At 71.5% G+C, this 22429-nt stretch carries 18 protein-coding genes and 3 tRNA genes; 6 read left to right on the top strand and 15 right to left on the bottom strand.

The window, feature by feature from the left end:
• Positions 1-25 precede the first annotated feature (25 nt).
• The 6 genes from C3492_RS07050 to C3492_RS07025 all read right to left on the bottom strand — a co-directional run bounded on the left by C3492_RS07050 (position 26) and on the right by C3492_RS07025 (position 8743).
• Positions 26-1312, bottom strand: coding sequence for a serine/threonine-protein kinase (locus tag C3492_RS07050; protein WP_103811041.1), 1287 nt, complete (start codon positions 1310-1312; stop codon positions 26-28).
• Between the two features lie 66 nt (positions 1313-1378).
• Positions 1379-3214, bottom strand: coding sequence for an asparagine synthase (glutamine-hydrolyzing) (gene asnB / locus C3492_RS07045; protein WP_103810863.1), 1836 nt, complete (start codon positions 3212-3214; stop codon positions 1379-1381).
• Positions 3215-3260: 46 nt separating this feature from the next.
• Positions 3261-4520, bottom strand: a complete 1260-nt coding sequence (locus tag C3492_RS07040) for a nucleotide sugar dehydrogenase (protein ID WP_103810862.1) — start codon at positions 4518-4520, stop codon at positions 3261-3263.
• 64 nt (positions 4521-4584) lie between these two features.
• Positions 4585-5991 carry an MFS transporter gene (locus C3492_RS07035; protein ID WP_103810861.1) on the bottom strand — a complete coding sequence of 469 codons (1407 nt, stop codon included), beginning with the start codon at positions 5989-5991 and terminating at the stop codon, positions 4585-4587.
• A 2-nt stretch (positions 5992-5993) separates the two neighbouring features.
• The gene (locus tag C3492_RS07030; protein ID WP_103810860.1) at positions 5994-7877 is read right to left on the bottom strand and encodes an NAD(P)-dependent oxidoreductase; all 1884 of its coding nucleotides are present in this window, start codon (positions 7875-7877) and stop codon (positions 5994-5996) included.
• A 101-nt stretch (positions 7878-7978) separates the two neighbouring features.
• Complete coding sequence (locus C3492_RS07025; RefSeq protein WP_258055541.1) at positions 7979-8743, bottom strand: phytanoyl-CoA dioxygenase family protein; 765 nt, start codon at positions 8741-8743, stop codon at positions 7979-7981.
• 290 nt (positions 8744-9033) lie between these two features.
• On the opposite strand from C3492_RS07025, the gene C3492_RS07020 reads away from it, so the two are divergent.
• Entirely contained in the window at positions 9034-9669 is a 636-nt protein-coding gene (locus C3492_RS07020; RefSeq protein ID WP_103810858.1) for a hypothetical protein, read from the top strand.
• Positions 9670-9755: 86 nt separating this feature from the next.
• On the opposite strand, the gene C3492_RS07015 is transcribed toward C3492_RS07020, so the two are convergent.
• Complete coding sequence (locus tag C3492_RS07015) at positions 9756-10085, bottom strand: hypothetical protein (protein WP_103810857.1); 330 nt, start codon at positions 10083-10085, stop codon at positions 9756-9758.
• Here C3492_RS07015 and C3492_RS46820 point away from each other — a divergent pair.
• Complete coding sequence (locus tag C3492_RS46820; RefSeq protein WP_374938330.1) at positions 9966-10811, top strand: WYL domain-containing protein; 846 nt, start codon at positions 9966-9968, stop codon at positions 10809-10811. The two genes, C3492_RS07015 and C3492_RS46820, sit on opposite strands and share 120 nt — an antisense overlap.
• Here C3492_RS46820 and C3492_RS07005 read toward each other — a convergent pair.
• From C3492_RS07005 to C3492_RS06985, 5 genes are all read right to left on the bottom strand, one after another.
• The gene (locus tag C3492_RS07005) at positions 10727-11134 is read right to left on the bottom strand and encodes a PIN domain nuclease (RefSeq protein WP_103810856.1); all 408 of its coding nucleotides are present in this window, start codon (positions 11132-11134) and stop codon (positions 10727-10729) included. The two genes, C3492_RS46820 and C3492_RS07005, sit on opposite strands and share 85 nt — an antisense overlap.
• The gene (locus tag C3492_RS07000) at positions 11131-11364 is read right to left on the bottom strand and encodes a type II toxin-antitoxin system VapB family antitoxin (protein WP_103811040.1); all 234 of its coding nucleotides are present in this window, start codon (positions 11362-11364) and stop codon (positions 11131-11133) included. The genes C3492_RS07005 and C3492_RS07000 overlap by 4 nt, the downstream gene beginning before the upstream one ends.
• 276 nt (positions 11365-11640) lie before the next feature.
• Positions 11641-11714: transfer RNA gene (locus tag C3492_RS06995), tRNA-Ile, on the bottom strand.
• Between the two features lie 175 nt (positions 11715-11889).
• A tRNA-Asn gene (locus tag C3492_RS06990) sits at positions 11890-11962 on the bottom strand.
• Positions 11963-11968: 6 nt separating this feature from the next.
• Positions 11969-12041 (bottom strand) — tRNA-Asn (locus C3492_RS06985).
• A gap of 157 nt (positions 12042-12198) precedes the next feature.
• Between C3492_RS06985 and C3492_RS06980 the strand changes: the two genes are divergently transcribed.
• From C3492_RS06980 to C3492_RS06965, 4 genes are all read left to right on the top strand, one after another.
• Complete coding sequence (locus C3492_RS06980) at positions 12199-12504, top strand: hypothetical protein (protein WP_103810855.1); 306 nt, start codon at positions 12199-12201, stop codon at positions 12502-12504.
• Between the two features lie 34 nt (positions 12505-12538).
• Positions 12539-13978: an FGGY-family carbohydrate kinase gene (locus C3492_RS06975; RefSeq protein ID WP_103810854.1), complete on the top strand. Its 1440-nt coding sequence runs from the start codon at positions 12539-12541 to the stop codon at positions 13976-13978.
• 106 nt (positions 13979-14084) lie between these two features.
• On the top strand, positions 14085-15818 hold the full coding sequence (locus tag C3492_RS06970; protein ID WP_103810853.1) for an ABC transporter ATP-binding protein: 1734 nt from the start codon (positions 14085-14087) through the stop codon (positions 15816-15818).
• Entirely contained in the window at positions 15818-17746 is a 1929-nt protein-coding gene (locus C3492_RS06965; RefSeq protein ID WP_103810852.1) for an ABC transporter ATP-binding protein, read from the top strand. Before C3492_RS06970 ends, C3492_RS06965 begins: the two co-directional genes overlap by 1 nt.
• Before the next feature lie 36 nt (positions 17747-17782).
• Here C3492_RS06965 and C3492_RS06960 read toward each other — a convergent pair whose 3' ends face one another.
• The 3 genes from C3492_RS06960 to C3492_RS06950 form a co-directional block, all read right to left on the bottom strand.
• Positions 17783-18982, bottom strand: coding sequence for an RNA polymerase sigma factor (locus C3492_RS06960; protein ID WP_374938331.1), 1200 nt, complete (start codon positions 18980-18982; stop codon positions 17783-17785).
• A 165-nt stretch (positions 18983-19147) separates the two neighbouring features.
• Complete coding sequence (gene dnaG, locus C3492_RS06955; protein ID WP_103810850.1) at positions 19148-21052, bottom strand: DNA primase; 1905 nt, start codon at positions 21050-21052, stop codon at positions 19148-19150.
• A gap of 47 nt (positions 21053-21099) precedes the next feature.
• Positions 21100-22365: an NAD(P)/FAD-dependent oxidoreductase gene (locus C3492_RS06950; RefSeq protein WP_103810849.1), complete on the bottom strand. Its 1266-nt coding sequence runs from the start codon at positions 22363-22365 to the stop codon at positions 21100-21102.
• Positions 22366-22429 lie beyond the last annotated feature (64 nt).

The following is a 22429-nucleotide window of genomic DNA, read 5'->3' as shown; positions in this document are numbered from 1 at the left end:
GCGGGGCGGTGGTTGGCCGGGCCGGCTAGCGGGTGAGGTACCGGGCGAGGACCGGGTCGAGCTGGGCGAGCCAGGCGGTCAGCCGGGCCCTGCGGCGGGCGTTGAGCTCGCAGGTGTAGACCCCGCCGTCCCACAGCCGCACGGTGAGGGTGAGGCGGTTGCCGCGCCAGTGGCGTCCTACGTGCGCGATCTCGGACCAGGCGAAGTCCGCGGTGACCCCCGCCACTTCGAAGAGGACGCCGGTGGCGTTGACGACCGCGCCGGACTGAGCGTCGGCGAGCACGGCCTCCGGGGCGCCGTAGGGCATGGGCGGCCCGAAGCCGTAGGGGGCTGGCGGGGTGGCGGGCTGCGCGGGCAGGTGCGGTGGCGTGGCGGTCTGGACGGGTTGCTGCACGGGGTGCTGGTACAGGGGCGCCGCGGCCTGCGGGGGTGTCGCGGGCGGCGGGGGCGGGGTGAACGCCGTTGGCGGTGTGGCCGGTCCCGGGGACACGGTGAGCGTGGGCGGGTACGGCGGTGCCGCCGGCCGGTCCGGGCCCGGCGCCGGGTCCGTCAGCCGGTCCAGCAGTTCGGTGGGCGTCGGCCGGTCCGCGGGCTCCTTGGCCAGGCACGCCGAGACCAGGTCCGCCAGCCCGGCGGGTACGGCGGACAGGTCGGGCGGCTCGTGCACGGAGCGGTACATCAGCCCCATCGGTGTGCCCTCGCCCCAGGCGCTGCCACCGGCCGCCGCGACCAGCACGGCGCCGAGGGCGAACACGTCGGCGGCGCCGGTCACATCGTGGCCGAGGGCCTGCTCGGGCGCGAGGAAGCCGGGGGTGCCGAAGGCGGTACCGGTGGCGGTGAGGCGGGTGGACTCGACGGCCCGGGCTATGCCGAAGTCGAGTACGCGCGGCCCGTCGACGGCCATGATGATGTTGCCGGGCTTGAGGTCGCGGTGCACCAGGCCGCAGGAGTGGATGGACTCCAGCGCCTCGGCGAGCGCGGCGCCCAGGGACCGCAGCCGGTCCTCGTCCATGGCGCCCTCGGCGGCGAGCCGGGCGGCGAGGGTGGGTCCGGGGATGTAGGCCGTGGCCAGCCACAGCGGGTCGCCGTCGACGTCGGCGTCCACCACCGGTGCCGTGTGGAAGCCGCCGACCGCGCGGGCCGCCTCCACCTCGCTGCGGAACCGCTCGCGGAACACCGGGTCGGCGGCCAGTTCGGCCTTGGCGACCTTCAGGGCGACGGCCCGTCCGCCGCGCGTCCGTGCGAGATAGACCGTGCCCATGCCGCCCTCGCCGAGCCGGCGCTCGACGAGGTATCCCCCGATGCGTTCCATGCGGTCCAGTATGGCCGCCGGACCCGGCCCGTCCATGCCCGGCCCGGATCCGGCGGCCGGTGCGGCTCAGAGCACGACGTCCACGTCGTACGCCCGCAGCCACGCGTCCAGTTGGAGGGTGGTCTCCAGGGCGGCCCGGCTCATGCCCTGCTCCAGCGCCGCGGCTCCGTCCTGCCGTACCCGTGTCCTGAGGCCGGGCGAGAAGAAGGGGTCGAGCGGGCCGGTGCCGGTGCGGACGAGGTCGGCGAGGCGCTCGCGCAGGGTCCGGTCGTAGGCCTCGGCCCGGATGGAGGGGTAGGGCGTCTTGACCCGCTGGGCGACGGCCGTGGGCAGCAGGTCCTTCATGGCCGCGCGCAGCAGGCTCTTCTCCCGGCCGTCGAAACTCTTCATCGCCCAGGGCACGTTGAAGGTGTACTCGACCAGCCGGTGGTCGGCGAAGGGCACGCGGACCTCCAGTCCGCAGGCCATGCTCATGCGGTCCTTGCGGTCGAAGAGGACCTGGGCGTGGCGGGTGAGGGCGAGGTAGGTGACTTCGCGGTAACGGGCCTCGGCGGGGTCGTCCAGGTGCCGGCGGGCGTCGATCTCGGCGACGGCGGTGCTGTGGCAGTCGCGTTCGTAGGTGTCCAGGTCGAGCTTGGCGAGCAGGTCGCGGGTGAAGACGACGTCGTTGCCCCGGTAGTTGTGGCGTCCTTCGTGGACCCAGGGGAACGTGGTGGAGAAGACGGCGTCGGGGTCGCGCTGCCAGCGGTAGCCGCCGAACACCTCGTCGCCGCACTCGCCGGACAGGGCGACGGTGGAGTGCTGCCGGACGATGCTGAACAGCAGGTGCAGGGAGGCGTGTTCGTCGCCCTTGGCGAGAGGCAGGTCGTAGGCGCGCAGGACGGAGGCGCGCAGTGCCGGGTCGAGCAGGTCGGGGGCCTTGAGCGGGAGTTCGCTGTGGTCGGAGCCGACGTGTTCGGCGAGCAGCCGGGCGTAGACGTGGTCCTCGTTGGCGTCGGGGCCGGCGGTGCCGTCGAGGTCGGGGTCGCTGACCGAGCAGGACCGGATGCGGCCGAGCCCCTTGGCGCGGGTGGTGTGCGCGGCGAGCGCGGTGAGCGAGCTGGAGTCGAGGCCGCCGGACAGCAGGGTGCACAGCGGTACGTCGGAGACCATCTGCTCCTCCACGGTGGACGCGAGGAGTTCGCGCACGGTGCGGATGGTGTCGTCGAGGGAGTCGGTGTGCTCGGCGACCCGGAGCTGCCAGTAGCGTTCCTCGGTGAGGCCGGTGCGGTTCACCCGGACCAGGCAGCCGGCCGGGACCTCGCGCATGCCGCGGAAGATCGCGTGTCCGGGCACCTTGGCGACGGAGAGGATGTCCCGCAGGCCGTCGGCGTCGAGCACGGCCCGGAACGCGGGGTGGGCGAGGATCGCCTTGGGTTCGGAGCCGAACAGGACGCCCGTCGGGGTCGGCGCGTAGTAGAGGGGTTTGACGCCCATGCGGTCGCGGACGAGCAGGAGTTCGTCGCGGTCGCGGTCCCAGATCGCGAAGGCGTAGATGCCTTCGAGCCGGTCGACGAACCCCGGGCCCCACTCCAGGTAGGCGCGCAGGACGACCTCGGTGTCGCTGCGGGTGGTGAAGTGGTGGCCGAGGCCGGTGAGCCGGGTGCGCAGTTCCTGGAAGTTGTACGTCTCGCCGCTGTAGGTGAGCGTGGCGCGGGCGCCGGGGCCCTCGTCGACGGCCATCGGCTGGCAGCCGCCTTCGAGGTCGATGACGGACAGCCGCCGGTGGCCGAGGGCGACGTGGTCGTCGGTCCAGAGCCCTTCCGCGTCGGGCCCGCGCCGGGCCATCGTGTCCGTCATGGCGCGCGCGATGTCGTGGTCGACGGGGCGGGCGTAGTCGACCCATCCGGCGATTCCGCACATGGGAGCACTCCTGAGGTGTGAGAAGGGGAGGGGGCGGGGCTGCCGGTCAGAGGCGTTCGACGTGCGGCTGCGGGCGTGCGGCACCGCGGGTGTCGAGGAGCAGCGGGGCGCGCCGCTGGATCTCGTCCAGGTCGAACGCCCGGTGCCGCTGGAGGAGGATGGCGAGGTCGGCGGTCTCCAGGGCGGCGGGCAGGTCGGCGGCGGACGGGACGGCCGTGCCGTCGACGGACCACTCGGGGACGTACGGGTCGTGGTAGGAGACGTCGGCGCCGCGGGCCCGGAGCCGTTTGACGACGTCGCGGGCGGAGGTCTCGCGCTGGTCGGCGATGTCCGCCTTGTAGGTGACGCCGAGCAGCAGGACGCGGGCGCCGCCGAGGGTCTTGCCGGCCCGGTCCAGGAGGTGCTGGGCGCGTTCCACGACGTAGCGCGGCATGCGTGTGTTGATCTCCTGGGCCAGTTCGACCATGCGGAAGGGGTAGCCGAGGGTGCGGACCTTGTGGGCGAGGTAGTTGGGGTCGATCGGGATGCAGTGGCCGCCGACGCCGGGGCCGGGCCGGAACGCCTGGTAGCCGAAGGGCTTGGTGGCGGCGCAGGAGATGGCGTCCCACAGGTCGATGCCGAGTTCGTTGCAGAAGATGGCCATCTCGTTGACCAACGCGATGTTGACGTGCCGGTAGGTGTTCTCGATGAGCTTGGCCATCTCGGCCTCACGGGTGCCGGTGGCCTGGACGACGGTGTCGACGATCTTGCCGTAGAAGGCCGCGGCGGCGGTCGCGCAGCCGGGGGTGTGGCCGCCGACGACCTTGGGGGTGTTGCGGATGCCGTAGACCTGGTTGCCGGGGTCGACGCGTTCCGGTGAGAAGGCGAGGTGGAAGTCGCGGCCGGCGGTGAGTCCGGAGCGTTCGAGGAGGGGCCGGACGACCTCGTCGGTGGTGCCGGGGTAGGTGGTCGACTCCAGGACGACCAGGGTCCCGGGCCGCAGGTGGCGGCTGATCGCCGCGCAGGCGCTCTCGACCATGGTCAGGTCGGGTCCGCCGTGCGCGGACAGCGGGGTGGGGACGCAGATCACGACGGTGTCCGTCCCGGCGACGGCGCTCTCGTCGGTGGTCGCGGTGAAGCCCTGGGCGCGGACTTGGGCGACGGTGGCGTCGTCGATGTCGTCGACGTGCGAGACACCGGCGTTGAGCCGGGTGACGACCTCGGGGTTCCTGTCGAGGCCGACGACGGTCATCCCGGAGCGGGTGGCTTCCACCGCGAGGGGCAGGCCCACGTATCCGAGTCCTATGACGACAAGGTCACTGCGCACAACGGTCCCTTTCGGAGGGGAGGGTGCGGAAAGAGGAGAGAGAAAGGAGGGAGGGGGAGGGAGGTCAGTCGCCGCGGGCGCGGACGGCGAGCAGGGCGACCAGCAGGGTCGGCAGGAGCAGCAGCGCGAACGCCACGCGGTAGCCGTCGAGCGGGCCGGCGCCGGCGGCCAGGCAGGCGTTGAGGACTCCGGAGGCCAGGGCCAGGACGACGACCTGGCCGAGGTTCATGTTGGTCTGCATGGCGCTGGTGGTGTGGCCCTGCCGGTGCGGCTCGCTGTGCTTCAGGGAGAGCACGGTGACGCAGGGGTCGAGCAGTCCCATGCCGATGGCGGACAGCGGCATCGCGGCGGCTGCCGTGACGGCGGGCAGTCCGCCGGAGCAGCCGGCCACGGCGAGGGCCGCGGAGGCGGTCATGACGAGAGCGCCCACGGTGACGAGGCGGTGCCGGGCCACGTGCTGGAGCGCCTTGCCCTGCACCCAGGAGGCGCCGGCCCACAGCACCGCGGAGGCGGTGAAGGCCACGCCGACCACGACGGCGTCGACCCGCCGTTCGGTGATCAGCATCAGTGGCACCAGCGCCTCGATGGTGAAGTACGTGCCGGAGGTCAGGCCGCGCAGCAGCACCGCGGTCGGCAGGCCCCGGGCGCTGCGCCAGGTCCCGCGCGGCAGGAGCCTCGGGGCGAAGACGACGAGGAGGACGAGGCCGGCGGCGACGAATGCGAGGTGGCGCGGGTCCCAGTCGGAGACGCCGTACTGGCCGAGCGCCGCGCCGAGGCTGAGCATGGCCGCGACCAGCAGCGGGGGGCGGGCGGCCCGTTCCGCGGCGGGGGGTACGCCGGCCGCGTCGCCGTCCACGGGTCTGCGCAGGACGACGACGAGGGCGACGGCGGGCAGCGCCGTCAGGGCGGCCAGGCCGTAGAAGACCGCGCGCCAGGACCACCACTGGACGACCACACCGGCGAGCGGCGGCCCGAGCAGCGACGGGATGACCCAGCTGGCGCTCATCATGGCGAGCATCCGGGGCCGCAGCCGCTCGGGGTAGGCCTGGCCGATGGCGGTGGTCACCGACACCGCGACCATGCCGGCGGCCAGGCCGTCCACGAACCGGCCGGCGGCGAGCTGCCAGACGGACACGCTGGACGCGGACACCAGCAGCGTGAGCACCGACAGGACCATGCCGAGCGCCAGGGGCCGCCGGGCGCCCGCCCGGTCGGCCCAGTGCCCGCCGAGCACCCCGCCGAACAGGCTGGCGGCGACGAAGCAGCCCGCCACGACCGGGAACAGGGACACGCCGTCCAGTTCCCGGGCCGCGGTCGGCAGGGTGGGCACCACGGCGAGCGCGGCGAACCCGGTCAGGAACATCACCACGGCGAACGTCAGGGTGGCGGCCAGGTACGTCGGCGAGAAGATCCCGTCCCCCGTGCCGCCGCCCGTCTCGGGCGCCGCCCGCTTCTCCGCCTTCTCCGTCATCGTCAGGCCCGCCGTACGCCGGTGTCGTCGCCGGGGTCCGGGGTCCGCCAGAGCCCGACGAGGTCGTCATGGGTGTCGCAGGCCAGCCACTGTGCCTGCGCCCGGGCGCCATTGTGCACCGGTGCCGCGGGCCGCCAGCCGGTTTCGGCGGTGATCAGGGCGGTGGACATGAGGGGGGTGTGCGGTCCGGGCGCGTCGGCCCGCTCCCAGGGGGTGCGGCGGGCCGTCCGGGTGACCAGTTCGGCGAAGGCGGTCTCGTCGTAGCCGGCGGAGGCGATGTTGCAGACCTCGGGTCCGGCCGGGCGGGCGAGCAGCGCGGCGAGCGCGTCCGCCATGTCGCGGTAGTCCACGATCTGGTGCCGGCGGCCCTCGACCAGGGTCATGGGGCGCCGGGTCCAGGCCCGCAGCATCCAGCCGGCGAGGACCCCGTCCAGCGGGGCGTGCGGGCCCACCGGCTCCGCGAACCGCACGATCTGCACGGGCGTGCCGGTCTGCCGGCCCCAGGCCCGGCACTGCTCCTCCGCGTCCCACCACAGCCGGGCCTCGGCGTCCCCGGGCCGTTCGCGCACGGAGTCCTCGGTGCGGTCCTCGGCGGCGCCGCCCCGGTAGACGGCGGCCGAACTCGCGTGCACCAGCCGCCGCGCGCCGAGCTTCTCGGTGTCGGCGAGCAGGTCCGCGAGCGGATACCCGGTGTCGTGCGGGGTGCCGAGGTGGATCACGGCGTCCGGTGCCTCGGGCACCGCGTGCGTGGCCGGGTCGAGCCGCTCGGCGTGTACGGCGGTGCGGCCCGCGTCGGTCAGCAGCCGCGCGAGCTGGGCGCCGAAGGCGGGGTCGCCGCCGGTGACGACGACGCCGGGCGCGGGTGCGGGGCGGGGGGTGCCGGCGGTGGCGCGGTGCGCGGCCCGGCCCGCGTCGAGGGCGGCCAGGGCGAGGTCGCGCACGAGCGGGATCATCGGTACGAGTTCGGCGCCGGTGTACTCCTCGCACAGGCCGCCGGGGCCCAGGGACTCCATCACCGCCGCCGCCACGGCGGGCTCCGGGTCACGGTCCGTCAGGCCGGCGACGGCGACACCGGTGGCGAAGGCCGTGAGCCACACCTGCCGGCACACGGTGTCGGGCAGGTCGGGCCGGTCCGCCGCGGCGAGGGTGTCCTCGCACCGGTCGAGCAGGCCGACGCGCCGCAGATGGCGGTCGGTGTCGAGGTATTCCCAGCCGTCCTCCTGCCGTACCGCGCATTTCGACTCGCCGTACTGGTAGAAGGGCACCACGGAGAATACGGCGCACGCGTTGTTCACGTCGGAGGAAAACGCGGCCCGGTCGGTGAAGAATGTGGCGCGGCGCCATCCATGAGTGCTGTTTCCGGCGATGCTCGGCACGTCGTCGTGGTCGACCGTACTGGGCACGGCGATCCGCACCGGAATGTCCAGCGCCTTGAGGTACCGCTGGATCACCACGTCGTACGGCCAGCCATTGCCGTGTTCCGCCGCGAATCGCTCGTATCCGCGGGCGGCGTCGGCGGGCAGCATCAGGGCCAGCGACGGGACGTGTTCGTCGATGGCATAGGCCCACTGCGCACCCGTGAGGGCGCCGAGCCGTACGACACCGCTGTTTCTGCCTTCCCAGCCCTCGTAAAAGGCGACGGCCTCACCGGGAACGGCGGCGGCGACCTTTTCGGCGCAGGGGAAGAAATCCTCGGCGACGAGGACGTCGTCCTGGAAGACCACGTGGTGGGTGGCGTCCGCACCGACACAGCTCCAGGACGGGTTCGCGGTGCGCAGCGCGGTGGGCGGGCCGGAGGGGTCCGGGTCGGTGACGACACGGACGCGGCCCCGCGGGTCCTTCGCCGCGATGGCCTCGGCCGCCGCTCGGCGTCGCGGGTGGGTCATGACGGCACCAGTCAGAATGACAGGGTTCACGGCTTTCCCATCTGGCTGTCGGGGCCGGGCCGGTGGTGGCCGGCCCGGCGGTGGGGGGTGGTGCCGGGTGGTCAGTCCTCGACGGCGCCGGAGTTGCGGACCTGCCGTACGTTCTCGTTGAGTCCGTGGTCCGCGCCCTGTGCCCGTTCGTGCCGGATCATCGCGGCGGGGCGGTAGTTGAGGATGTACGCGCGGCGCGCGCCGTCCGTGGTGTTGCCCCGCGAGTAGTGGAGCGTGAAGCCGGAGTGGGCCACTGCTTCCCCCGCCCGCAGTGGCACCGGAGTGGCTCCCGGCTCGTCCTCGGAGCAGTCGCACTCGATGTTCTTGCCGTCGCTGGTGGGCCGGTGCGGCCGCAGCGGCTGTTCGTGCGAGCCGCGTACGTACCACATGCAGCCGTTGTCGACGTCGGCGTCGTCCAGCGCCACCCAGATCGAGACCGCCCGGTGGTCGGGCATGTCGATCCAGTAGGCCGCGTCCTGGTGCCAGGGCGTGGGGACGGCGGTGTGCGGATCCTTGTGGATCATCATGTCGAAGTCGAGTTCCGCGTCGGCGCCGATGAGTTCCCGGGCGACGGCGAGCGCCTTGCGGTGGAGGGGGAGTTCCCGCAGCGGCGGGTGGAGGGCCGAGGGCCACATGATCTGTGTGATGTTCTCGCGTACCCCGTCCTTGCGGGGGGCGTGGGAACCGAGATCGGACCGTTTGTCGCCCGCTTCGATGTCACCGTTCAGGAAACGGTCGTAGATGTCCCGGTAAACAGCGAGTTCACCGGGGGAAACGAGTTCTCCGACGGTGGCGAATCCGTCGGCCGTGAACTTCTGCGCAAGGTTCGTTAACACCTGCGTCGTCAAGACAAACATCCCCTTCGCCCCTTCTCCCAGCAGCCTGAGAGCACAGCGCACCCCGAGAAGGGGGATCGTCGAACGGAAAGCCCAGCGAGCCTTTGGAGAGCTGGTCTGGACCATTGATCAAGACGGGACGGAAATCTACGGGGCGACACACGGCAAGGTCAACAGTGATCAGAAAAATGGTCCAGACCTATGGCCCCGCGGATGATCAGGCCGCTACGGTGTGCCGGGCCGCGCCACCGGGTGCGGACAGCGGTCAGCGCAGCAAGGAGGAGACAGGCGTGACGAGCACGGCCGGCACACTCCGCGTCGAGGCGGCGGTGCGCCGCAACCCCTACACGTACATGCTCACCGACGGGGAACTGACCGCCCTGCTGGCGGACCTCGGCCGCCGCCGGGCCGAGAGCATCCTGCGCAACCACACCGCCCCGGAGGGCAAGGCGCCGCGCGGCCCCTACCCGCGCCCCGCGATGGGCTTCGTCGTCCTCGACCCGACGGCGGAGGCGGGCACCGCACCCGCCGACGCGGTCCTGGGCGCGGTCACGGTCGGGGACGAGGCGCGCCGCTTCCTCCCCAAGGCGGCGGCCAAGGCGGCGGCCCACCGGCGCCTCGGCGGCGACAACGGCACACCGGTGCACACCGACCCGCACCTGCTCGGCACCGGCGCCTTCCGCTACGGCCACTCGGCCGAGGTGCGCGGGATGATCGTCGCCGCCAGCTCCCAGACCACCGACCAGGACCTCTACGAGGCGTCCCGGCTGGCCGCCGAACTCGTCGAGGAACTCGGCGCCCGCCACCGCGCCTACGAGTGGAGCCAGGGCGAGACCGACTGGCTCACCGGCACCGGGGAAATCCCGGACGTGTACGCGGAGATGGTCTCCTGGTTCCCGGGGCCGGCGGCGCAGGAGCGGAGATGACGGCCGTTCAGCTCCCCGTGTGAGTCGTCACCGCCGAACGTGCCGTCCCCTACTCCGACTTCGTGGCGGACGCCGTCCGCCAGGCTTCAGCAGTACCTGTCCTCGGCCCGCGCGTACCCGGCGGAGTAGCCGTCGCCGAAGCCACGCGCGTAAGAGGAGTTGTTGTTGCTGTTGAAGTTGTTGTTGTTCCTGTTCTGCTTGCAGTCGTCCTTGGCGTCGGCCCACCCGGCACGGAACCCGGCCCTGTAGCCCTGCCTGTAGCTGTTGTCGCGGTCGACCGTGGTGGTCGCACCGGCGTGCGTTCCGCTCGGCGTCGCCGCCGAAGCCTGCTGGAGGCCGACGGGGCCGAGGGCGAGGGTGGCGGCGACGAGGGTCGTACCCAGGACGGCGGATCGCTTGCGGTAACTGGCACGCATGACCTGCCCCCTTTGCCTTATAGGTCACTTCCGGTCACTTTCCACCCTAATCCCGCCGGTAACTCCCGCAACTGGCCGCACTCCAGTTGCAAGGGAACCGAGCTGCTCCGCGCCCTCGCCGCCGCGAACAAGCAGATCAGGACACCGGCAGGTGTCCAGTCCCGTACGACAGCCGCCCCGGAGCAGGCCGAGCTGACCGCGCCGGCCGCCCGACTCGCGGACGCCCCGCTCGCCCGTCCCGCCCCCGACCCGTACAACGGCGTCCCCTTCGCCACCGACACCGAAGAAGTCATCGCCGGATACGCGACCCAGGTCTCGCACGCCGATGTCCGTCAACTCGCCCACGCCGTCGACGGCGGCACGGCGATCACCATCGAATACGTCGCCACCACGGGCAGCCGCACGATCCGCACCATCAGCGGCCTTGAGCTCGACCCTCCGTATCTGTTCGCCTGGTGTCATCTACGCGACGCCGAGCGGGTGTTCACGCTGTCGCGGATCCACTGGGTGATGCCCCCGGCGGAGCGCCGAGGCGGCGGGCCAGGTCATGCGAGGGGCCGTACACATCCCGAAGAATCGTCAGCAGGAGCACGATCTCGCTCTGTTGGCGGCCGGAGGGGCGTGCCGCAGCGTCGTCGGCGTCAGGCGCGTGCGTCCCGCTGCTGCACTTCCTTCAGGACCGCCGCCACGGTGGTGAAGTCGTTGTCCACATGGAGCACCGTGTGACCGTGGTGTACCGCAGTGGCGCACACCAGGAGATCGATGATCCCCGCGGAGCGGTGCTGCCCCCGCTGCGTGAGCTTGTACTGCGCGGAGTCCACCCAGCGCCATGCGCTCTTCGGCACCGGCGAGAGCCGGCACAGCGCATCCAACTCCTCCGCAAGCTCGTCGCGGTGAGCCGGGCCTGTGGCAGAGCAGAGGAACTCCGTCCTCGTCGGCTCACAGACGTGGAACACACCGGCGGCAATGTGCCCTTCCCACGGCCGGATCGCCCCGGGAGTGCGGAACAGATGCCACAGAGCAGATGTGTCGAGAAGATACGTGATCACTCGAAGGCTGCCTGCCGTGCGCGCTTGGCAGCGTCGTGCGCGGCCGCCGCAGCCTCGAACTCACCCCGCTCGCCGCGCGCGGCCAGCTTCTCGGCCGCCTCAAGCCGCTTGATGCGCGCCACGTAGTCCCGGAGAGCCGCGTTGACTGTGTCCTTCTTCGTAGTGGAGCCCATGAGACGCATCGCCTCGGCGAGTGCCTCGTCGTCCAGGTCGATCTGTGTCACAGACATCTCCGCCACCACCCTGAAGTACGCGATGTACACGGCTACGATACATCACCAACATCCGCGGGCCGACGATGCCTGCGGAGTCTCACCGCACCCCACGACGCCGAATGGCCGATGCGACAGATTTCGGTCATGGCTCGCATGTCGCCCACGCCGCGTCCACTACGTGTCCGCTGGATCTCGGACTGATCGAATGAACGAGGGTCGCCACTCTGGAGTGGCGACCCTCGTTGTCGCGTTTATGCAGGTAGAAACGGTCCTGCATCCACCTGGGACCGGTGGGGCGGGTGGGACTCGAACCCACGGCCGACGGATTATGAGTCCGCTGCTCTAACCGGCTGAGCTACCGCCCCATAGCGGCGTGTCGCGTACAAGTGTGCGCGCCGTCTGCCGCAGCATAGCCGCTCATACGATCTCCTGCCTCGGATGGTCGGCTTCCGCTCTGCTCATGACCTTGAGGACAGCGCCGCAGGCCGCGGCGGTTCCCGGGGACATGAAAAAGGACCCCGGAGGGGTCCTCGTTCAGCGCTCCCCCGACTGGACTCGAACCAGTAACCTGCCGGTTAACAGCCGGCTGCTCTGCCAATTGAGCTACGGAGGACCGAAGCTCCCCCGACTGGACTCGAACCAGTAACCTGCCGGTTAACAGCCGGCTGCTCTGCCAATTGAGCTACGGAGGATCGCCTCGTTGCATCGAACGTACCTACCTGGGTATTCGCCAGGGGGCGGGCGCTCGCTGCGACACATACATTAGCGCAAGCAGGGGGGTGCTCCGCCAATCGGTATCCCCAGGCGCCGGCGCGGCACCAGAAACTACGCACGGGAAGGGTGGCAGCCATGCGCTACCGGCTCACGTTCCTCGCCGGACTGGCCCTCGGTTACGTACTCGGCACGAGGGCCGGTCGTGAGCGCTACGAGCAGCTGAAGAAGTCGGCCCGCCGGATCGCGCAGAACCCCGCGGTGCGCAACACCGCCGAGACGGCGGCCCAGCAGGGTCGCGTCTACGCGGGCAAGGCCCTGCACACGGTCAGCGACAAGGTCGGCGACCGGGTCCCGGAGTCGGTGGCCCACCCGGTCCGCTCCCTGCGCGACCGGGGCGGCGACGGCAGGACCGAGGACGACTGGGGCACGAGCAACACGTAAGGGCCACTCCTCGGAATGCGGCAAAATTCTCCGCATGGGGATAGTCGCCGGCTTGGACAGCTCACCGGACTTCACTCGCATCGTGGTCTGCGACACGGACACCGGTGCGGTACTACGGCAGGGGTATGCCCCGCACCCGGTCGAGGGCCGGCCCAGCGACATCGACCCGCAGGCCTGGCTGCTCTCGCTCGGTGAGGCCGCCGGCGGCGGCCTGCTGGAGGGCGTGCAGGCCATCGGCGTGTCGGCCCAGCAGAACGCGGTGATCCCGCTGGACGCCCAGGGCAACACCGTCCGCCCCGCGATGGTCGGCGGCGACAAGCGCGCCCAGGTCGCGGCCGCCGACCTCGTGGACGCGCTCGGCGGCCGGGAGGCCTGGGCGCAGGCGGTCGGATGCGTCCCGCAGGCGGCCCAGCCGGTGACCAAGCTGCGCTGGCTCGCGAAGAACGAGCCCGAGAACGCGCTGCGCACCGCCGTCCTGCTCCAGGCCCACGACTGGCTGGTGTGGCAGCTGCTCGGGCGGCCCGTGCGGCGGACCACCGACCGCGGCGGGGCCTCCGGCACCGGGTACTGGTCGGCGGCCACCGGCGCCTACCGGCCCGACCTGGTCGAGCTGGCCCTCGGCCACCAGGCGGTGCTCCCGGAGGTGATCGGCCCGTCCGACGCGGCCGGTACGACCCCGGAGGGCCTGCTGATCTCCGCCGGCACCGGGGAGACCATGGCCGCCGCGTTCGGGCTCGGGATCGGGCTGGGGGACGCGGTGGTGTCCCTCGGGGCCTCCGGGTCAGTGATGGCCGTGCACCCGGAGGCGCTCACCGACCAGTCCGGGATGATCACCTCCCTCGCCGACGCCACCGGCATGCACCTGCCGGTCGTCACCACCCTGAACGCCGTACGCGCCCTGCGCGGCGCCGCCGAGCTGCTCGGCCTGCCGGATCTGGAGAGCCTGTCCGACCTGGCGATGAAGTCCACGCCGGGCGCCCACGGGCTGGTGCTGCTGCCGTACCTGGAGGGCGAGCGGACACCGAACCTGCCGCACACCGCGGGGACCCTCGCGGGGCTGCGGCGCGAGTCGATGAAGCCGGAGCACCTGGCGCGGGCCGCTTTCGAGGGCATGCTGTGCGGGCTGGCCGACGCGCTGGACGTGCTGCGCGGCCGGGGCGTGGAGGTGCGCCGGATCTTCCTGCTCGGCCCGGCCGCCGAGCTGCCCGCCGTACAGGCCGCGGCGCCCTCGCTGTTCGGCGTGCAGGTCGTCGTACCGCAGCCCGCGGACTACACGGCGATCGGCGCGGCCCGGCAGGCGGCCTGGGCGCTCGGTGTGTCGCAGGGCACACTCGATCCGCGCACCCCGCCGGCCTGGCAGGGCGCGGCGGCGCAGGTGCTGGAGCCCGGCGAGGAGCTGGCCGTGGGGCAGGCGGTGCGGCAGCAGTTCACGGCGGTGCGGGAGCAGACCCATCCGGGGGCGTTCCGTTCCTGAAGCCCGGCGGCGGGATAACCAGTTGAGGTAACGCCGGTGGAGTGTCCGACGATAGGGGCCAAGGGCAACCGACCAAGCCCCTGTCGCCGACTCCGAGAGACGTAGCGTGCTCATACGACTTCTGCGGACCTGTCTCAGGCCCTACAAGAAACCCATCGCCCTGCTGGTGGTGCTGCAGTTCCTGCAGACCTGCGCCACCCTCTACCTGCCCACTCTGAACGCGGACATCATCGACAACGGTGTCGTGAAGGGGGACACCGATTACATCCTGTCCTTCGGTGCCCTGATGATCGGCATCTCGCTGGTGCAGGTGGGGTGCAACATCGGTGCCGTGTACTACGGCGCCCGGACCGCCTCCGCTCTCGGCAGGGACGTGCGCGGTGCCGTCTTCGACCGGGTCCAGTCCTTCTCCGCGCGTGAGGTGGGTCACTTCGGGGCGCCCTCGCTCATCACCCGTACGACGAACGACGTGCAGCAGGTCCAGATGCTGGTCCTGATGACGTTCACCCTGATGGTGTCGGCACCCATCATGTGCGTGGGCGGCATCGTGCTCGCCCTCGGTCTGGACGTACCGCTGTCCGGGGTACTGGTCGCGGTGGTGCCCGTGCTCGGCGTCTCGGTGACGCTCATCGTGCGCCGGCTGCGCCCGCTGTTCCGCGCGATGCAGGTCCGGCTGGACACGGTGAACCGGGTGCTGCGCGAGCAGATCACCGGCAACCGGGTGATCCGCGCCTTCGTCCGCGACGAGTACGAGCAGGGCCGGTTCGGGAAGGCCAACGGCGAGCTGACCGACATGCAGCTGGCCACCGGCCGGCTGCTGGCCCTGATGTTCCCGATCGTCATGACGGTGGTGAACCTGTCGTCCATCGCGGTCGTGTGGTTCGGCGCCCACCGCATCGACAGCGGCGGGATGGCCATCGGTGACCTCACCGCGTTCCTCGCCTATCTGATGCAGATCGTCATGTCCGTGATGATGGCCACCTTCATGTTCATGATGGTGCCGCGCGCGGAGGTGTGCGCCGAGCGCATCCAGGACGTCCTGGAGACCGAGTCCAGCGTCGTACCGCCGGCGGCCCCCGTCACCGAGCTGCGGGCGCACGGGCACCTGGAGATCCGGGGCGCCGGCTTCCGCTACCCGGGTGCCGAGGAGCCGGTGCTCAGGTCCATCGACCTGGTGGCCCGGCCGGGGCGGACGACCGCCGTGATCGGCTCCACCGGCAGCGGCAAGTCGACCCTGCTGGGTCTCGTTCCCCGGCTGTTCGACGCCACCGAGGGCGAGGTCCTGGTGGACGGCGTGGACGTGCGCGAGGTCGAGCCGCAGCTGCTCGCCCGGACGGTCGGGCTCGTGCCGCAGAAGCCGTACCTGTTCGCGGGCACCGTGGCGACCAATCTGCGGTACGGCAATCCGGACGCCACGGACGAGGAGCTGTGGCACGCGCTGGAGGTGGCGCAGGCCAAGGACTTCGTGCGGAAGCTGGAGGGCGGCCTGGACGCGCCGATCGCGCAGGGAGGCACCAACGTCTCCGGTGGCCAGCGGCAGCGGCTCGCCATCGCCCGCACGCTGGTGCAGCGCCCGGAGATCTACCTCTTCGACGACTCCTTCTCCGCGCTGGACTACGCGACGGACGCGGCCCTGCGCGCCGCGCTCGCCCGGGAGACCGCCGAGGCGACCGTCGTGATCGTCGCCCAGCGGGTGGCGACCATCCGGGACGCGGACCGGATCATCGTGCTGGACGAGGGCCGGGTGGTCGGTTCCGGCCGGCACGCCGAGCTGATGGCATCCAACGAGACCTACCGGGAGATCGTGCTCTCCCAGCTGACGGAAGCGGAGGCCGCCTGATGGCCGGGCCCATGGGACGCATGATGGCCGGGGGCGGCCCCGACCAGCGCTCGATGGACTTCAAGGGGTCGGGCAAACGGCTCGTCGCCCAGTTCAGACCGGAACGCCTCACGATCTACTGCCTGCTGCTGTGCGTGGTCATCAGCGTGGGTCTGAGCGTGATCGGCCCGAAGATCCTCGGCCGGGCCACCGACCTGGTGTTCGCGGGCATCGTCGGCCGGCGGTTCCCGGCCGGTGCCACCAAGGAGCAGGTCCTCGACTCCCTGCGCGAGCGCGGTCAGGGCCGCATCGCGGACGTGCTGGGGGGCACCGACTTCACGCCCGGCAAGGGCATCGACTTCGACGCCGTCGGGCACGTCCTGCTGCTCGCGCTCGGTGTGTTCCTGGTCGCCGGCCTGCTGATGGCGGTCGCGACGCGGCTGGTCAACCGGGCCGTGAACCGCACGATGTACCGGCTGCGCCAGGACGTGCAGGCGAAGCTGTCGCGGCTGCCGCTGTCGTACTTCGACAAGCGCCAGCGCGGTGAGGTGCTGTCCCGGGCGACCAACGACATCGACAACATCGGGCAGACGCTCCAGCAGTCGATGGGCCAGCTCATCAACTCGGTGCTGACCATCGTCGGTGTGCTCGTGGTGATGTTCTGGGTGTCCTGGCTGCTTGCGCTGGTCGCGCTGGTCACCGTACCGCTGTCGTTCGTGGTCGCCACCCGGGTCGGCAAGCGTTCGCAGCCGCACTTCGTGCAGCAGTGGCGCACCACCGGCCAACTGAACGCGCACATCGAGGAGATGTACACCGGGCACACCCTGGTGAAGGTGTTCGGGCGGCAGGATGAGTCGGCCCAGCAGTTCGCCGAGCAGAACGAGGCGCTGTACCAGGCCGCGTTCAAGGCGCAGTTCCACAGCGGTGTCATGCAGCCGCTGATGATGTTCGTGTCGAACCTGAACTACGTGCTGGTGGCGGTCGTCGGCGGGCTGCGGGTCGCGTCCGGTGCCCTGTCCATCGGCGATGTGCAGGCCTTCATCCAGTACTCGCGGCAGTTCTCCATGCCGCTGACGCAGGTCGCGTCGATGGCGAACCTGGTGCAGTCCGGTGTCGCCTCGGCCGAGCGGATCTTCGAACTCCTGGACGCGGAGGAGCAGGAGGCGGATCCGGTGCCGGGCGAGCGGCCCGAGGAGCTGCGCGGGCGGGTGCGTCTGGAGCACGTGTCGTTCCGGTACGACCCCGAGAAGCCGCTGATCGAGGACCTGTCGCTCACGGTGGAACCGGGGCACACGGTGGCGATCGTCGGCCCGACCGGCGCCGGCAAGACCACGCTGGTCAACCTGCTGATGCGGTTCTACGACGTCTCCGGCGGCCGGATCACCCTGGACGGGGTCGACATCCGGAGGATGACCCGGGACGAGCTGCGGTCCGGGATCGGCATGGTGCTCCAGGACACCTGGCTGTTCGGCGGCAGCATCGCCGAGAACATCGCGTACGGCGCCTCGCGCGAGGTCACGCGCGGGGAGATCGAGGAGGCGGCCCGGGCGGCCCACGCGGACCGCTTCATCCGCACCCTGCCCGACGGCTACGACACCGTGATCGACGACGAGGGCACGGGCGTCAGCGCCGGTGAGAAGCAGCTCATCACCATCGCCCGGGCGTTCCTGTCCGATCCGGTGATCCTGGTGCTGGACGAGGCGACGAGTTCCGTGGACACACGCACGGAGGTGCTGATCCAGAAGGCGATGGCCAAACTGGCGGCAGGCCGCACGTCGTTCGTGATCGCGCACCGGCTGTCGACCATCCGGGACGCGGACACCATCCTCGTGATGGAGAACGGGTCCATCGTCGAGCAGGGCGCGCACGAGGAGCTGCTGGCCGCGGACGGGGCCTACGCCCGGCTGTACAAGGCCCAGTTCGCCCAAGCGGTCGCCGAGGTGGACTAGGGGACGGGCGGGGCCGCTCCTCGGGGCGGCCCCGCCTCAGTCCAGATAGCCCCTGAGCTGGTCCGCGAACGCGTGGTCCCGGAGCTTGTTCAGCGTCTTGGACTCGATCTGCCGTATCCGTTCGCGGGTCACGCCGAAGATGCGGCCTATCTCCTCCAGGGTGCGCGGGCGGCCGTCGACCAGGCCGTACCGGAGCTGGACGACCTTCCGCTCGCGCTCTCCGAGCGTGGACAGCACCGCCTCCAGGTGCTCGCGCAGCAGCAGGAAGGCGGCGGACTCGACGGGGCTCGTCGCGTCGCCGTCCTCGATGAGGTCGCCGAGGGCGACGTCGTCCTCCTCGCCGACCGGGGCGTGCAGCGACACCGGCTCCTGGGCGAGCCGCAGCACCTCGCCGACCCGTTCGGGCGGCAGGTCCAGATGGGCGCCGACCTCCTCCGCCGTCGGCTCGTGGCCGCGCTCCTGGAGCATCCGCCGCTGGACCCGCACGACCCGGTTGATCAGCTCGACGACATGGACCGGGACCCGGATGGTGCGGGCCTGGTCGGCGAGCGCCCGGGACATGGCCTGCCGGATCCACCAGGTGGCGTAGGTGGAGAACTTGTAGCCGCGCGCGTAGTCGAACTTCTCCACGGCCCGGATGAGCCCGAGGTTGCCCTCCTGGACGAGGTCGAGCATGGTCAGGCCGCGGCCGACGTACCTCTTGGCCACGGAGACGACGAGCCGCAGGTTCGCCTCGATGAGCCGGCGCTTGGCCATGCGGCCCATGACGACGAGCCGGTCCAGGTCCAGCGCGAGTTCGCTGTCCAGGTCGGGGGTGTTGCCGAGCTTCTCCTCCGCGAACAGGCCGGCCTCCACCCGGCGGGCCAGTTCCACCTCCTCGGCGGCGGTGAGCAGCGGGATGCGGCCGATCTCGCGCAGGTACTGGCGGAACAGGTCGGCGGAGGGGCCGCCGGATTCGACCCGGGCGACGGCCGGGACCTCGACGGGTTCCTCGGGTTCGTCCACGAGCGCGTCGGCGGGCGGCTCCGCCTCGGGATGCAGGCCGGCACGGCTCTGCGGGGGCACGGCCGCGAGGACGTCCGCCTCCGCGTCCGGCTCGTCCGCGGTGATGCCGGTGGCGCTGGTGCTGTCGTCGGTCTGGGTGAGGGTCTGGGTCTGCACGGGGGCGACCTCCAGGATGATCGCTGCTGAAGGTGTGCGGCAGCGTGCGCTCCGAGGCTCGGGCACCGCCCCCAGTGTGGAGTACGACACAAGCCCGCCACGAGGGGCGTGCGGTGACTTTTTGCGTCCGGTCCGTCACCGGTCGGTTACTCGTCTCGTCGGACTATGCGATTGGCAACTGCGGCCGGCGGCGGCTCGCTGACCCACTTCGCCATCACGCCACCCGGGCAGTAGCCGCCGCTACAGCGCCTCCGCGCCCCGCTCGCGCAACGCCTGGTCGTACTGCTGGAGGATCCACAGCTCGTTCTGTACGGCGGCCAGCCGGGCCGGGTCGCCGGCGGTGGAGAGGCGGGTCATCTGGGACTGGATGTCGCGGATGCGGCGCTCGACGGCGCGGCGGCGGATCTGGACGAGGACCGTGCCGGCGTACGTCTCGTCCACCGTGCGGCGCAGGATCGGCTCGACGGCAAGCTCCGTGACCATCGCGCGCACGGTGTCGTCGGGCGCGGCCTCGCGGACGCGGACCAGGTACTCCTGCGGGTCGGGCACGCCGTACTCGGCGCCGCCCGCCTCCGCGATGGCCTGGCGCACGGCGGCGTACGGCGGGGCGGTGAACTCGTCCACGCCGTAGGCGTCGAAGGCCGGGGAGACCAGTTCGGGGCGCTGGAGGGCGAGCTTGAGCAGTTCGCGTTCGGCGGCGAAGACCGGGTTGCGCAGGGTGAGGGCCGGCCCGGAGTTCGCGGGGCGGGGCGCCTCGGTCCACTGGCGGTCGGCCGGGCGGCGCCGGTCCTGCTGCTGGGCACCCTTGCCCTCGCGGGCCCAGCGGGCGAGCTGCGCCACCCGGCGGACCACGAACTGGGTGTCGAGGATGCCGAGCATGCCGGCCAGCTCGACGGCGACCTCGTGCTGGGCGCCGCTGTTCTTGATCCGGGCGACGATCGGCGCGGCCTCGTCCAGCGCCGCCGCGCGGCCCGCCGGGGTGTCCAGGTCGTAACGGCTCACGATCTGGCGGAGCGCGAACTCGAAGAGGGGCGTGCGCGGTTCGACCAGGTCCGCCACCGCCTCGTCGCCCTTGGCGAGGCGCAGTTCGCACGGGTCCATGCCGTCCGGCGCGATGGCGATGTACGTCTCGGCGGCGAACTTCTGGTCGTCCTCGAAGGCGCGCAGGGCGGCCTTCTGCCCGGCCGCGTCGCCGTCGAAGGTGAAGATCACCCGGGCCGAGCCGTTGTCCATGAGGAGACGGCGCAGGATCTTGATGTGGTCGCCGCCGAACGCCGTACCGCAGGTCGCGATCGCGGTGGTCACTCCGGCGAGGTGGCAGGCCATGACGTCGGTGTAGCCCTCGACCACCACCGCGCGGCTGCTCTTCGCGATCTCCTTCTTCGCCAGGTCGATGCCGTACAGCACCTGGCTCTTGCGGTAGATCGGCGTGTCGGGGGTGTTGAGGTACTTCGGGCCGTTGTCCGCCTCGTACAGCTTGCGGGCGCCGAAGCCGACGACGTCGCCGCCGATGTCCCGGATGGGCCACATCAGCCGGCCCCGGAACCGGTCGATGGGTCCCCTGCGGCCCTCCTGGGCGAGGCCGGAGAGGATCAGCTCCTTGTCGGTGAAGCCCTTGCCGCGCAGGTAGCGGGTGAGGTGGTCCCAGCCCTGGGGGCTGTAGCCGACGCCGAAGTGGACGGCGGCGGCCTGGTCGAAGCCGCGCTCGGCGAGGAAGACCCGGCCGGTCTCGGCCTCGGGGCTGGTGGCGAGCTGCTCGGCGTACCACTGGGCGGCGATCTTGTGGGCCTCGACCAGGCGGATGCGCTCACCGCGCTGGTGGGCCGGGTTGTACCCGCCCTCCTCGTACCGCAGCGTGATGCCGGCCTGCGCGGCCAGCCGCTCCACCGCCTCCGAGAAGGAGAGGTGGTCCACCTTCATCACGAAGGTGATGGTGTCGCCGCCCTCCTGGCAGCCGAAGCAGTGGAAGAGACCCTTGCTGGGGCTGACCTGGAAGGACGGCGACTTCTCGTCGTGGAACGGGCACAGGCCCTTGAGGTTGCCGCCGCCCGCGTTGCGCAGCTGGAGGTACTCGGAGACCACGGCGTCGATCGGGACCGCGTCCCGTACCGCCTTCACGTCCTCGTCGTTGATCCGTCCTGCCACGCGTGAATTCTACGGGGGTGCGGTGACAGTCCCGGTGCTCGCGGAGGTCATGGGGCGAGGCTGTCGAGGGGTACGTGCGGGTCGGAGAGCGCCTCGGTGTTCACCTGGGCCCGGGAACGGATCAGCTTCTGGATCGGCTCTGTGACATCCCACACGTTCACGTTCATCCCGGCCAGCACGCGTCCCTCCTTCACCCAGAACGCGATGAACTCGCGCTTCCCGGCGTCGCCCCGGATCACCACCTCGTCGTAGGACCCCGGCGGAGCCCATCCGCTGTACTCCATGCCCAGGTCGTACTGGTCGGTGAAGAAGTACGGCACACGGTCGTAGGCCGCCTCCTCGCCGAGCATCGCGCGTGCCGCCGCCGGGCCGCCGTTCAGCGCGTTCGCCCAGTGCTCGACGCGCAGCCGGGTGTCGAACAGGGCGAGCGGGAAGGACGCCACGTCGCCGGCCGCGTAGATGTCGGGGTCGGAGGTGCGCAGCCGTTCGTCGACGACGATGCCGCCGCCGTGCGCCCGGTCGGCGATCTCCAGGCCGGCCGCCTCCGCGAGGGCGACCCGGGGTGCCGCGCCGATCGCCGCGAGGACGTCGTGCGCCGGGTGCTCCTCGCCGTCGTCCGTGCGGGCCGCGAGGACCACGCCGTCCTGGCCGACGATCTCGGTGAGCCGCACGCCGAAGTGGAAGCGGACGCCGTGTTCGCGGTGCAGCTCGGCGAAGACGTTGCCCAGCTCGGGGCCGAGCACACCGTGCAGCGGGGTCGGCGCCGGTTCGATCACCGTGACCTCCGCGCCGTAGCTCCGGGCCGCCGCCGCGACCTCCAGGCCGATCCAGCCGGCGCCCGCGATCACCAGGTGCCCGTTGTCCCGGCCGAGGTGCTGCAGGACGCCCTTGAGGCGTTCGGCGTGCGCGAGACGGCGCAGGTGGTGGACGCCCGCCAGGTCGGTGCCGGGGATGTCCAGGCGGCGCGGCTCGGCACCGGTGACCAGCAGCAGTTTGTCGTAGCGGACGATCGTGCCGTCGTCACCGAAGCGGACCGTCCTGGCCGCGCGGTCGATCCGGTCCACGGTCTGGCCGAGGTGCAGCTCGACGTCGTTGCGCGCGTACCAGGCGGGCTCGTGCACGAAGACGCTGTCCCGCTCCTCCTTGCCGAGCAGATAGCCCTTGGACAGCGGCGGGCGCTCGTAGGGGTGGTCGCGTTCGTCGCAGATCAGTATCACGCGGCCGGTGAAGCCCTCCGCCCGGAGCGTCTCGGCCGCCTTGGCGCCGGCGAGACCGCCTCCCACGATGACGAATGTCTGATCCGCGTCGACCACTTGATGCCTCCTCGTAGGGGTGCCGCCACATGCGAGCGTCCCGCACACGGCGTGCTGCGGGAAG

The sequence above is a fragment of the Streptomyces sp. Ru62 genome (assembly GCF_002920615.1).
GTDB lineage: Bacteria > Actinomycetota > Actinomycetes > Streptomycetales > Streptomycetaceae > Streptomyces.
The sequence above is the reverse complement of the archived record's forward strand: the minus strand, read 5'-3'. Positions and strand labels throughout refer to the sequence as shown.